The sequence below is a fragment of the Bacillus sp. X1(2014) genome, assembly GCF_007678255.1.
In genome coordinates this window covers 1-13,710 of record NZ_VEED01000029.1, presented here as the reverse complement: position 1 = coordinate 13,710, position 13,710 = coordinate 1, and the positions used below count along the sequence as shown (strand labels likewise).

Sequence of the window (13,710 nt, the reverse complement as noted above, 5' to 3'; positions counted from 1 at the left end):
TGGATACATACCTAGTAAAACTACATATATAGAAAATCTATATAAAAGAGGGATGAAGATGGAAACGAAAATAGAAACAAAAATTGGTAAACCAGCTTGGATCTTTTTATTGTTATGTTTATTGCTTGGTATTTTAGCGGAAGAAGCGTTTTTTCGCAGTCAGATAGGAATATCCTACTTCGTGTTTGTTTCAGCATTTTATTCTGTGTTTCTTTGGCGTTACCGACGCTTTCGATTTTCCCATCAACGGTTAGGATACTTAATTCTTTGTTGTGTTTGGCTGATGTCTGCCAACTACTTCTTAAATAATAACTTTCTCTTTTATGGTTTAAATATCTTGCTGATCCCTGGGTTGGTTATCTTCCATTTGGTGTTAATAACTAGTCCGAAAAATTTTCAATGGAATAAACCTGCTTTTATTTCGTTAATATTCATCCGTCTAATCCATTCAGTAAAATTTAATTTCGGTTTTGTATCCTTGATTGGAAAGAGCTTAAAACAAGGCGGTCATGAGGACAAATTGATCGTATGGAAAAAGGTAATTCTCGGGATTGCGATCTCATTGCCAATCCTATTTGTTGTATTGAACTTATTGATATCAGCAGATTCACAGTTCGAACAATTGATTGGCGGTATCCCCCAGTGGTTTCAAATCGTCAATGGGGAACGGATCTTTAGACTTATGGTTATTTTAATTTGCACGTTTGCCTTCTTTGGTTTCATGCAGATTCTTTATACCAGACACATTAACGTAATGAAACATCCAACAAACGAGCAAAGATTTAATCTAGATGGGATAATCACCATTACAGTTCTAGTGATCATTAATTTAGTGTATCTATTGTTTACTCTCGTCCAATTTCGGTATTTCTTTAGCGGGACCTTATCGGAAGACTTTACCTACGCAGAATATGCTCGAAAGGGGTTTTTTGAGCTCCTGTTTGTTACACTTATCAATTTATCGATAACAGTAATCGTTTTAACGTTCGTTAAGCACGCAACAAGGTTTATGCAAAGAGCCACACAAATAATGTTAACCATCCTTGTCCTCGCGAGCTCTGTTATGCTTACTTCTGCCTTCATGCGATTAAGTATGTATGAAGATGCGTATGGATTTACGTTTACAAGGGTTCTTGTCCATTCGTTTATGATTTATCTTGTTATAATTTTTACGTATACGCTTGTGAAAATATGGGTGAAGAAGCTTTCGTTATTTCATTTTTACTTTATTTCATCCTTAATTTATTACACAGCAATTACAGTAATTGACTTAGATAAAATTGTCGTGAATGAAAATATGAATCGTTACGAGTTGAGTGGGAAAATTGATGTTCACTACCTTAATAACCTGTCGTATACAGGGGTGTTAGGATTAATCGAACTCTTTGAAAAAGACCAGAATATACCGGATTTAAAAACAGTTCTCTTAGAGCGAAAACAGGAAGTCCTTGCTGAAGACCTCCCGTGGCAATCGTATAATCTAAAACGAGAGCAGCTAGAATCTGAACTAAGGAAGTTGGATATTCAGTGAATAGGAAGACGTTTCGGAGTGAGGGCCGAAGCGTCTTTTTTGAAAATAAATTAGGAATATTGCAAAAATACTAATTAAATGGTAAAAAGGAAAGGGACTGTAATTTTTTAGCAATAATATTTGGGTGGGATAGAATGAAACGATTATTTCGAGGACTTATCAGACTTGTATTAATAGTAGCAGGATTTCTTTTTATTTTTAATCTGCCCTCTTTATTAGGGATTGGAAAGGATCATATAGAAGTTAACTTTGAAAGGTTTTGGGTAAATCTAACATCTGATTTTCAAATTTTACTTCAATCTAATCAAGATAAATACCTAGAGATTTTTGAAAAATTACATATTGCTGAGAGTTATCAGTATACGATGACAATTCTATTAAGCAGTCTTTTATATATCATTTTCCTAGCAATGATTACGGCTGTATTGATTTTCCTCTCACCAGAAAAAGTAAAAAATAAATTGAAAAGCGGGCTCAATTTCTTCGAAGGTATTCCAGATTTGCTCATTATTCTTTTATTCCAGTTTTTTGTTATCACACTTTATAAATCAACAGGATTAAAGTTTTTACAACTGTATGGGTTGTTTGGTCATAAGCCTTATTTTGTACCAATCATGACCGTTTCTTTTCTACCATTTTTCTTATTACTACAATTTCTCATTAAGATTATTGATGAGGAACAAAACCAACAATATGTTCACTACGCGAAGGCAAAGGGAATGGAACGTCTTCGGATATTACTTGTCCATATTATGAGAAACATTTTTCCACTTTTAATAATGCAGTTAAGAACAATCGTATGGATATTACTATCCAATATTTATTTGGTCGAAATTTTATTTAACATTAGTGGGTTTAACCAACAATTGTATAAAATTATTTTTATGGATGGAGAATTTTCTGTCCTTGTTATCTGTTTGCTAATGTTATCCATTCCATTGGTGATGATTGAAACTGCAGGCTGGTTTATTTCTAAGTTAATCAAAGGGAGGGAGGCGGTTAGTATATGAGAAAATACAAAAAGACGATTATTGGTTCAACATTACTGCTTCTTTTATTGATAATGAGTCTTTTATATCCTTATTATGGGCCAAAGGATTTTAATCATCAGGTGCTGGTTAAAAATGAACAGGGCGATATCATCGGCAGGGCGCCATTTCCACCTTCTGAACAACATTTATTAGGAACGAACCGAAATGGTGAGGACATGCACTGGCTATTACTCTATGGTGCAAAATTCACCTTAATTTCAGCCTTTGGAGTCGCTTTATTAAGAGTTTTTCTGGGGGGGATTTTTGGGATCTTTCTTTCCATGTGGGCTCCATTCTTAAAAGGTTATGTGAAAGACTTTTTTCTAACTTTCCGTTACATCCCATCGATTCTCATTGCGATCCTCTTGATGATACCGATTGTGAGCGATTTTAATGATATTGCTGTTTCTTCTATCGTTACCTATCAAATTATTATTCTTGTATTTATTGGATTTCCATCGGTCACTATTTTCGCCTCCGATGTAACCGATCAATTATTACAAACTTCATTTGTACAAAGCTCAAAGTTGATGGGGGCTGGAAAATTACATATTGTCAGAAAACAGTTGATGCCGTTTATCCGTTCTTACGGAATCCTATTTTCAGTCCAGCAATTTATAAGTACCCTTCACATTACAATGCAGCTCGGTCTGTTTGGAATGTTTCTTGGAGGAAGAAATAGGGCAGGTGTCATGGGGTATGAGGAACCACCTAAGCCGGCAACCATATCAAATGAATGGGCAGGTTTAATCGGTCAAAATTTTAGTGAATTTGTACGTGCGCCATGGGCCATCTTAACCCCAGTGTTCGGATTTTTTATAGTGATCGTCATCGTAAATATGATGAAGAATGAACTAGAAGGTAATTTAAATGGTGTAAAGGTGGTTAAAGAGAAAAAGAAAAAAAATCTAAGTCCAAAAGTTGCCGCATATTCTGCTGACCAATTTGAGTTTGTTCAAAAATAGCTATTCGTAAAAATCAAGGATCATGGGATAAGATTAGGATGTTAATTAATAGATTTTTCGATGAAGACCGGGCGGATGCTCGGTTTTAGTAGTATAATAAGAAGTACAAGTTTTTGAACTTAGATTACTGTCTAGCTCCAGCGCCATAGCGGCTAGTGTCCTTCGCTCTCCTCCCTACGATCAGTCAAGCACGAATGCGCCTCCGGCTCTTCGTGTTTCCTTTATCTCAGTTGGAGCGCTCCAGGCCATACGCCGCTGAACAGGGCGCTTGCGCTTTTCTTATATAAAAAAAGCAGGACCCATTGATCCCGCTCTCTTAAATCAGTCACCATTAAACATATCGAAAATGCCCCGTGCAATACTGCCTTCATCTTTTGCACCGCCGCGTGAAGGGGCTGCCGCAAATACTCGGCTTGCCAAACGGCTGAATGGCAAGGATTGAATCCATACCGAACCTGGACCTCTTAGTGTAGCAAAAAACAACCCTTCACCACCAAACAACGCTGTTTTAACGCCTTTTACAAATTCAATATCATAACTAACACTGCTTGTCATCGCCACTAAACAACCAGTATCGACTCTTAATGACTGGCCAGGCAAAAGGTCTTTTTTAATAATTGTTCCTCCTGCATGGACAAAAGCAAGCCCGTCGCCTTCTAACTTTTGCATGATAAACCCTTCACCGCCAAAGAAGCCAGCCCCGATTTTACGTTGGAATTCAATCCCAACTTGAACTCCTTTAGCTGCAGCAAGGAAGGCATCTTTTTGGCAGATGATTTTCCCGCCCAGTTGGCTTAAGTCCATTGGAATAATCTTTCCAGGGTACGGAGAAGCAAACGAAACGTGCTTTTTACCCATACCATTATTAGTGAAGGTTGTCATAAACAAGCTTTCACCTGTAAGAACGCGTTTTCCGGCACTAAACAATTTCCCCATTAGCCCACTTCCACCGCCAGAGGCACTGCCATCACCAAAAATAGTCTCCATATGTATGTCATCATCCATCATCATAAAGCTGCCTGCTTCAGCAACAACTGTCTCTTGCGGATCCAGTTCAACCTCAACAAACTGCATGTCATCACCATAGATTTTAAAATCAATTTCGTGGTTATTCATCCTTTTCCCTCCACTTTTCATAATGGCAAATCTATTTATATTATAAGAAATTTAGGAAAAAAGTGCTAATTTTAACCAATAAAAAAGGACGTCTGTTTACACAGACGTCCTTCGCGTATTGAGGCGAGAAACCACACTCCACATAGTGCGTTCCAAAAGGAATGTTTCTCGACTTACACAACTCAGCTCATCGCTTAGCTATTGTACCATGGCAACGTCAATCCAACAAGTAGTTTCTTAAAAAATAAATTTTTAAACAAAATACTTGAAACAGGAGATAAATTACCATATATTCAAATAATCAGATATACAAAAATAAGAAGATAAGAAGGGTTAATATGTTAATTGATAAAAGATTCCATAATTATTCCTTAAGGAGTGTGCCAAAAGATCTCCTGTCGGGATTGATTGTCGGGGTAATCGCGATTCCATTGGGGATGGCGTTTGCTATTGCTTCAGGTGTGAAACCAGAGTATGGAATCTATACGACTATTGTTGCAGGGATTCTTATCTCCTTATGTGGCGGATCGAGGTATCAAATAGGCGGCCCTACTGGAGCGTTTATTCCAATTTTATTTGGAATTGTGATGACATACGGATATGAAAATCTTCTCATCGCTGGGTTTCTTGCGGGATTTATTCTCTTGTTAATGGGCCTTTTTAAACTTGGATCCTTAATAAAGTATATTCCTAGACCTGTAACGATTGGATTCACCACAGGAATAGCCGTGACAATATTTACTGGTCAAGTTCCTAGTTTCCTAGGTTTGGAGGGTATAAAGAAACATGAGGAATTTATTAGAAATGTCCAAGAAATTTTTGTTCATTTAGGTACTATTAATATGTTTAGTATATTAACGGCAGCAATTTGTTTAGGGACGGTCAACCTAACACCAAAAATAGCACCAAGAGTTCCTGGTCCACTGATTGGCTTAGTAGTTTCCTCCGTCATAGCAACATTGTTCTACCCAACCCAAATTGCAACGATTGGAACTGCCTATGGACAAATTCCAAGTACTTTACCTGAACTCCATATTCCGAATCTGAGCATTGAGATAATTGTTAAGATGCTAAAACCAGCCTTCATAATTGCCATGCTGGGTGGGATTGAATCATTGTTATCAGCTGTTGTGGCAGATGGTATGACAAATAGCAGGCACAACAGCAATAAAGAGTTAATCGGACAAGGAATTGCCAATATGATTACCCCTTTATTTGGCGGGATCCCAGCAACAGGTGCAATTGCAAGGACTGCAACTAATATTAAAAATGGAGCAATTTCACCGTTTTCTGGAATGATTCATGGTGTTGTTGTCTTGTTAGTCTTGTTGTTTTTTGCACCGTATGCATCGTATATCCCGCTAGCGAGTATGGCGCCAATCTTGATGGTTGTAGCGTGGAATATGAGTGAAAGAAAAGTTTTTTCCCATATATTAAAAACAAAATCAACGGATTCACTGGTATTAATGGTTACGTTTTTATTAACGGTTTTTGTAAATTTAACAATGGCAGTAGAGGTAGGCTTAGTAATGTCTGCCATCCTTTTTGCCAAACGAATGAGCGACGTAATGGTTACGGCGAAAGCATTGCCAAACCGAAAACACAAGCATGAAAAAGTAGAATCAGGTATTGTCTCTGATACAAATGATTGCCCACAAATTAGTATTTTTAATGTAGAGGGCCCATTATTTTTTGGGGCAGCGGAAACTTTTGAAAAAACAATCATGAGCACCATCAATTATCGGCCCAAGATTCTTTTGTTGCGCATGAGTAAGGTTCCATTAATGGATACAACCGGTGAAGCGACTTTAACTAGTATTGTTCGCCATTTTTCAAAAAGTGGTATAATCATGATATCGGGCTTAAATCCGCAGCCGGAAAGTGTTTTGAAAAAGACAGGACTAAATCAAATCATCGGCGAGGAACATTTCTTTGAACATACTGGAGAAGCCATCCAATATGCCCTTGAGCATATTAACAAAAATAAATGCCTCGGATGTAAGCATTTCGCCTTTAGGGAATGTAAAAAACTATCAGCGACAGAGGCTATAGAGGGAAGCAGGACCAAGCTTACTGCTACTTTCTAAAATTGCATGGGAGTGGACAAATTGAATCTTGAAATGCAGCAATTTAAGGCGGAATTTTTCAAAGCACTAGCACATCCATTGAGAATCCGCATTTTAGAGCTATTATCTGAAGGGGATAAGAATGTCAATGAAATTCAAACCCTTGTAGGTAGTGAAGGGTCGGCTGTTTCACAGCAACTAACCATTCTAAGAGCCAAGAATATTGTCACTGGAACGAAAGAAGGCAACAAGGTCATCTACACATTAAAGGACCCGATGATCATTGAATTGCTCGCCGTTGCTAGACAAATTTTTAACAATCATCTAGTAGATACGATCACGATTTTAGACAAATTTAAAGAAGATGAAGAAGAACCAGCGATGCCGAAGAACTAAATACTTCGGTTTTTTTTACTTTTTTGACAAAAAAACGCTTAAAAGGTAAGTAACCCAACTTCGAAAAAGGGAGAGCCAAGAAAGTAAGAGCGTGTCCGAAGACGAGGCAACTTCGGACAAGGAAGTGCCCAGTAAGAAAGCGAGTGTCCGAAGTCGAGGCAACTTCGGACAAGGAAGTGCCCAGTAAGCAAGAGAGTGTCCGAAGACGAGGCAATTTCGGACAAGGAAGTGCCAAATAAGCAAGCGAGTGTCCGAAGACGAGGCAACTTCGGACAAGGAAGTGCCCAGTAAGCAAGCGAGTGTCCGAAGACGAGGCAACTTCGGACAAGGAAGTGCCCAGAATGCAAGCGAGTGTCCGAAGACGAGGCAACTTCGGACAAGGGAGAGCAAAAAAAGCAAGCGAGTGTCCAAAGTCGAGGCAACTTCGGACAAGGAAGGACCAAAAAAGCAAGCGAGTGTCCGAAGACGAGGCAACTTCGGACAAGGAAGGGCCAAATAAGCAAGCGAGTGTCCGAAGACGAGGCAACTTCGGACAAGGGAGAGCCAAAAAAGCAATCGAGTATCCAAAGTCGAGGCAACTTCGGACAAGGAAGGACCAAAAAAGAAAGCGAGTGTCCGAAGTCGAGGCAACTTCGGACAAGGAAGGGCCAAATATGCAAGAGCATGTCCCAAGTCGAGCTAACTTCGGACAAGGGAGAGCCAAGAAAGCAATCGAGTATCCAAAGTCGAGGCAACTTCGGACAAGGAAGGACCAAAAAAGAAAGCGAGTGTCCGAAGTCGAGGCAACTTCGGACAAGGAAGTGCCAAATATGCAAGAGCATGTCCCAAGTCGAGCTAACTTCGGACAAGGGAGAGCCAAGAAAGCAAGTGAGTGTCCGAAGTCGAGCTAACATCGGACAATGGAGAGCCGAAAAGCAAGCGAATGTCCGAAGTCGATCCAACTTCGGACAGATTTCATCATGCTAAATCTTTCGTGAGGTTAAACAAAGCTATCCAAGTTTTTAATTAAAAAGAAGTCGACAAAATTAATCGACATAATCGCAAAATAATAATAGCTATTGATCGTACAATTTTTCTTGAAAGCACTTACATTTCTTCGGAGATATCGTCTAAATTAAATGTCGAAATGACTCGAATTCCATTTGAAAACAGCGGAGAAATGTAGAAAGCTGTAGGTTTATATTACTTTGTCCTTTATTGACATATAGGTTGCTAGAATGCTAAAATTTAGTCAGCCGTTGCACGAGATTAGATTTATGTTACAAAGCTTGTTCAAAGTTTTAACCGATGTTTGGATGAGGAAATGAAGGTAAAGCTATCACGTTGTAATTTGGTGAATTTACACATGGCTTACGTGATAAGCCAATAGGAGGATTTTTTTTCATGAAAAACGGTAAAGTAAAATGGTTCAACTCAGAAAAAGGTTTTGGATTCATCGAAGCTGAAGACGGTAACGACGTATTCGTTCATTACTCTGCTATCCAAACAGAAGGTTTCAAAACTTTAGAAGAAGGTCAAGAAGTATCTTTCGAAGTAGTTGAAGGTGCTCGTGGACCACAAGCTGCTAACGTAACTAAAAAATAATTTGTTATCTACTATAACAGTCCGGACTAAGCTCCGGGCTGTTTTTTGTATTTACTAGTTTATATATGATGTCTAGTATAAAATACCCAATATTCCAGTAATCTGCTTGCATTTCCAACCTCATTTCCATTTGTATTTTGTTATAATAGTAGTATTGGAAAGATGCAGAATAATAAATTGGGGTGAGCAGATGAAATTTATCCATACAGCTGATTGGCATTTGGGCAAACTAGTCCATGGAGTCTATATGACAGAGAATCAGCGCGAAGTACTTGAACAATTTGTGGCCATCGTCGCGGAAGAAAAGCCGGATGCTGTTGTTATTGCAGGAGATTTATATGATCGCTCGGTACCACCAACTGATGCCGTGGAATTACTCGATGAAATTCTTTTTAAGATTAATGTAGAATTAAAAACACCGGTTGTGGCGATTGCAGGGAACCATGATAGTGCAGAAAGACTTTCATTCGGCAGTTCCTGGTATAAGCACAGCCAATTTTATTTATCAGGAAAATTAACAAACAGCTTTACTCCTGTGCAAGTTAACGGTGTTAATTTTTATTTAGTACCTTATGCTGAGCCTGGAGTAGTCCGTCAACTACTCGAGGATGATTCTATTCATTCCCATCAAGAAGCAATGAAAGCACTGATCGGAAAAATGGAGGAAAATCTTAATCCGAATGAGCCTAATGTGTTGGTTGGACATGCCTTTGTCTTAGGAGGTCAAACGTCTGATTCTGAACGTGTCTTGTCTGTAGGCGGTTCCGGTTGCGTTGGTGCTGAATTGTTCGAACCATTTTCCTACACCGCACTAGGCCACTTACACAGCCCAGATGCCATTAACCACAATAAAGTGAAATATTCAGGTTCCCTTTTAAAATACTCTTTCTCGGAAGCCAAACAGAAAAAGTCGATTTCGATTATTGAGATGGATGATAAAGGTAACTTTAAACACCGTTACCGCTCGCTGACACCAAAACATGATATGCGTGAACTTGAGGGGCATCTTGAAGAATTACTTGATCCTTATTTTTACGAAAAAGAAGCAATCCATGATTATTTGAAAATCACTCTCTTGGATGAAGGTGCCTTAATCGACCCGATTAATAAATTGCGACAAGTGTACCCGAATGTCCTCCATCTAGAACGAAAACTAGATATCACCGATTTGAAGAAAAAACAATCATTCACGTCGATTCGAAGTGAAAAAAAATCAGAGATTGAGTTGTTTGAACAATTTTACACAGAAATGACGACCTCCGAATTTTCGCTTGATAAAAAAGCAGCAATGATAGAAGTCATTGAAAAAGCGCTAAAGGAGGAGGGATTAAAATGAAACCGCTAAAACTAACGATGCAAGCTTTCGGCCCTTATGCTGGATTTGAAGAAATTGACTTTACCGCACTAGGAAATCGGACAATGTTTGTTATTTCCGGAAAAACCGGCGCCGGTAAAACAACCATTTTCGATGCCATCAGTTATGCGATCTATGGCAAGGCAAGTGGGGAGGACCGCAATGGTCCCGAACTCCGCAGCCAGTTTGCCAAAGACGAGTTATTAACCGAGGTTTCACTAGATTTCTCTCTTCGTAACAAAGCATACTCAATTACGAGGTCACCACAGCAATTGAAGAAGAAAGATAAAGGCGATGGCTATACACAAATAGGTGCCAAAGCTGAGTTATATATATGGGCAGAAAATGGCGAAAAGAAACTGCTCGCTTCTAAAATCAATGATGTTGAGGAAAAAATTAAGGAAATTATGTTGATTGATGCCAATCAGTTTCGACAGATTTTAATGATACCGCAGGGTGAATTCCGTAAACTTCTCACCTCAGACAGTAAGGATAAAGAAGTTATTTTACAGAGGCTGTTCCATACCCAATTATATAAATTGGTGGAAGAGAAACTTAAGGTTGAAGCAACCGAACTGAAAAAGTCGGTTGAAGACCAGGTTCTAGCAAGAAATGAGCAGATTAGACGCATACAAGCTGTAACCAATCAAGAACTTCGTGAATATTTAGATGTAGACAGTGTGAATGATACGATCATTATGCCGCTTTTATTAACAGAAATTGCGGGTATGGGTGAAGTGTTAGAACAACTGAATCTCCAATTAAAAGAAAAAGTTCAGAAACAAGACAAACTGAAGGGGCAGTTGATTGAAGCAGAGGGAGTATTAAAGAAGCTGCAAATGAAAGATCAGTTAAATGGGCAAAAGGCAAGCCTTGTTTCTCAGGAAGAAGTGTACAACGAGAAAGAAAAGCAAGTACAGCGTGCCCATAAGGCTGCCGTTTTAGCGAAGCAAGAAGAACTATGCCACCGTTTAAAGCGCGAAGTGGACCAACTTGAGGGGAATTTGAAATCCATTCGAATGGAAATGGAGGAATTAGACGGACTTCTAAAACAGCATGAACAACATTTACAAATAGAACTTGAACGAGAAGGAGAACGCCAAGCAGCCCTTGATGAGGTAAATCGATTAGTCAATATGAGAGAGGATGTCTATTCGTATGCAACATTACTTAAAGAAACACAAAACAAGGCTGCTGAATTAAAAGCTGCGCAACAAAAGCATAGTCATGCTGAACAATTTCTTGAACAACAAGAAGTGAAAATAGTGGACCTTAAACAACAAAAGGAAGAAATTGAAAAAGGGAAACTCGTCTATCTAGAAAATACAGGCAGAATCGATAAACTAAATGCGGAAATTGATCGCTATGAAAAATACGAAATGCTTTTAGCACGCCATCAAAAAGCCGAGCAAAATTTACGTTCGATCACTGCGAGATATGAAAATACTATTGCTAGATATACAGATTCAAGAGCATTGGTGGAACAACTAGAGAGCAAATGGATGCACGGCCAGGCAGTGATATTAGCAGCAAAACTTCAATCAGGTGAAGCCTGTCCTGTGTGCGGTTCCGAGCGCCATCCATCACCAGCAATACAAAATAGTGATAGTATTCCGACGGAAGAGGAAATGAAGGCAGCTAAGGCTCAAAGTGCCAACTGGGAAAAAGCAAAGTCAGCAGATGAAGCCGCCTTTTACCAGAGTCAGTCAGCTGAGGCAGCGCAAAGGGAAGCTGTTGAAGAAATAACAAACGAAATTCGTTCATTTCGAGCAGATTTTACTGCTGATCATTTAGAAGATGCAAAAATGGAAGCATCGATGTCGAAGAACCAGCTGGTTCAGAATCAAGAAAAGCTTGCGGTACAGATTAAGAATCTTGATAAAGTGAAGAGGGAATTAGAAACTAAAGAAGTTGAAAAAGTAGATATGCAAAACAAACTTCAGCAGGTTTCGGCTATAATCAATGAGTTAACCGTACAATTCACTGAAAAGAAGACGACTCTTTCTCGGATGATGAAAGTCATTCCAGAGAATTTACGCACGGAAGTGGAATACGAGAAAGCACTTGAGGCATCTAAAAACCGGCAGCAAATGTTAGTAAAACAGCTGGAAGAGGCACAGCAGCGCCTGCAGCAAGTGAAAGAAAAACTTTCAAATGAAACAGCAAGATTATTGGATGCCAAGAAGCATCATGGGAGTAAAAAACAGGAGCTGGATTCGGAAAGAGAAATCTTTATTAACAAACTCTCAGAGCAGGGCTTTGAAAAATACAGTACTTATTCTGAAGCGAAACGGACGGAAGCAGAAATTCGCAGTCTTGATGCTGAAATCCGCAGTTATCGAGAAGAATTACGTTCGGTTTCTGACCGATTGAAAGAATTAACCGATGAATTATTGAATATAAAAGCACCAGAGGTTGATGGATTAAAGCACGAGATTGTAGAAATCACAAGTGAAATTGAGGCTCTTAATCAGCAGCAAACCAATCTATTTGTTAAAAAGAGGGATAATGAAGAAATATATAACCGTGTGGAAAGATTGAATGAACAAATGAAGGTCCTTGAAGAACGTTATAAGTTAATTGGTCACCTTTTTGAAATTGCTAAAGGTCAGAATAACTTCCGAATTACCTTTGAACGGTATGTACTTGCTTCATTTCTGGATGATATTTTACGAGAAGCCAATGGCCGATTACGAAAAATGACTTCCGGCCGTTTTCAATTGCTGAGAAAAACCGACCGTTCAAAAGGGAATGCTCAAAGTGGCCTTGAATTGCTTGTGTTTGATCAGTATACGGGTCAGGAACGACATGTTAAAACACTTTCAGGCGGGGAAAGCTTTAAAGCTTCATTATCGCTCGCACTGGGTCTGGCTGATGTTGTTCAAAATTATGCCGGAGGGGTTTCCTTAGAAACGATGTTCATCGATGAAGGCTTTGGTACGCTCGATCCTGAGTCCCTCGATCAGGCAATCGAAGCATTAATGGATATTCAAAGCAGCGGCCGTTTAGTTGGTATTATCTCACATGTTCCGGACCTCAAAGAACGAATTGACGTAAGACTCGAAGTCAGGGCAGATCAGACGGGAAGCAGGACGGAGTTTGTGTTTACAAGTTAAAATTAATCCGAACAAAAAGCAGTGGATATCATTAATAAAGGGTTCCGTTTTCAGGTGCTTTCTATTTAAAAGGCATAAGAATGGACGTATGAATTGGCATACGTCTTTTTCTTTATTTATCAAGGTTTCTACGAACTTTCATTAACTTTGACATAACAATTGGACAATACTTATTATGATGGACAATAAGTATTGTACAATAAAAAAAGAGGGACAAAACTTCTGTCATTTGCAGTGACGTTTTGAGTACCAATTTTATTGATCTTTTTAAGTTGCTGGATCAGAGGTTCCGCACTTTTCGGTTGGGGGATCAGATTAAGCAGCCGAGAAGATAAATAGACGGAAAAATTCCGCCTATTTCGTAATTATTATTAAAAAAGGAGTAAATAGACGGAGAGATTCCGCCTATTTACTCGAAAAACGTGAAAATGGAAGATTTTGCTTAGCATAACCGGAAAATCTCCCCTTATATACCCCGAAACGAGTCAAGCCCATTATTATGTGTAAATTCATTCCTGATGAAAAACAATGTTAAGCAGCTGATTTATTTT

10 protein-coding genes are annotated in these 13,710 nt (G+C 38.9%); 9 read left to right on the top strand and 1 reads right to left on the bottom strand.

What is annotated here, in order from left to right; translation table 11 throughout:
- Positions 1–58: 58 nt before the first annotated feature.
- From FS608_RS27805 to FS608_RS27795, 3 genes are all read left to right on the top strand, one after another.
- Positions 59–1,531, top strand: a complete 1,473-nt coding sequence (locus FS608_RS27805) for a DUF4153 domain-containing protein (RefSeq protein WP_260871844.1) — start codon at positions 59–61, stop codon at positions 1,529–1,531.
- A 134-nt stretch (positions 1,532–1,665) separates the two neighbouring features.
- The gene (locus tag FS608_RS27800) at positions 1,666–2,541 is read left to right on the top strand and encodes an ABC transporter permease subunit (protein WP_144555799.1); all 876 of its coding nucleotides are present in this window, start codon (positions 1,666–1,668) and stop codon (positions 2,539–2,541) included.
- The gene (locus FS608_RS27795; RefSeq protein ID WP_144555798.1) at positions 2,538–3,527 is read left to right on the top strand and encodes an ABC transporter permease subunit; all 990 of its coding nucleotides are present in this window, start codon (positions 2,538–2,540) and stop codon (positions 3,525–3,527) included. The genes FS608_RS27800 and FS608_RS27795 overlap by 4 nt, the downstream gene beginning before the upstream one ends.
- 321 nt (positions 3,528–3,848) lie before the next feature.
- On the opposite strand, the gene FS608_RS27790 is transcribed toward FS608_RS27795, so the two are convergent.
- Positions 3,849–4,643, bottom strand: a complete 795-nt coding sequence (locus FS608_RS27790) for a TIGR00266 family protein (RefSeq protein ID WP_144555797.1) — start codon at positions 4,641–4,643, stop codon at positions 3,849–3,851.
- A 338-nt stretch (positions 4,644–4,981) separates the two neighbouring features.
- Between FS608_RS27790 and FS608_RS27785 the strand changes: the two genes are divergently transcribed.
- From FS608_RS27785 to FS608_RS27760, 6 genes are all read left to right on the top strand, one after another.
- Complete coding sequence (locus FS608_RS27785) at positions 4,982–6,730, top strand: SulP family inorganic anion transporter (RefSeq protein WP_144555796.1); 1,749 nt, start codon at positions 4,982–4,984, stop codon at positions 6,728–6,730.
- Positions 6,731–6,751: 21 nt separating this feature from the next.
- Positions 6,752–7,105: an ArsR/SmtB family transcription factor gene (locus FS608_RS27780; protein ID WP_144555795.1), complete on the top strand. Its 354-nt coding sequence runs from the start codon at positions 6,752–6,754 to the stop codon at positions 7,103–7,105.
- A gap of 341 nt (positions 7,106–7,446) precedes the next feature.
- Entirely contained in the window at positions 7,447–7,995 is a 549-nt protein-coding gene (locus tag FS608_RS27775) for a hypothetical protein (RefSeq protein WP_144555794.1), read from the top strand.
- A 493-nt stretch (positions 7,996–8,488) separates the two neighbouring features.
- Positions 8,489–8,689 (top strand): cold-shock protein, encoded by a 201-nt coding sequence (locus tag FS608_RS27770; protein ID WP_007083969.1) that lies wholly within the window; start codon positions 8,489–8,491, stop codon positions 8,687–8,689.
- Between the two features lie 190 nt (positions 8,690–8,879).
- Positions 8,880–10,025 (top strand): exonuclease SbcCD subunit D, encoded by a 1,146-nt coding sequence (locus FS608_RS27765; RefSeq protein ID WP_144555793.1) that lies wholly within the window; start codon positions 8,880–8,882, stop codon positions 10,023–10,025.
- Positions 10,022–13,159: an AAA family ATPase gene (locus FS608_RS27760; RefSeq protein ID WP_144555792.1), complete on the top strand. Its 3,138-nt coding sequence runs from the start codon at positions 10,022–10,024 to the stop codon at positions 13,157–13,159. The genes FS608_RS27765 and FS608_RS27760 overlap by 4 nt, the downstream gene beginning before the upstream one ends.
- The last annotated feature ends 551 nt before the right edge of the window (positions 13,160–13,710 follow it).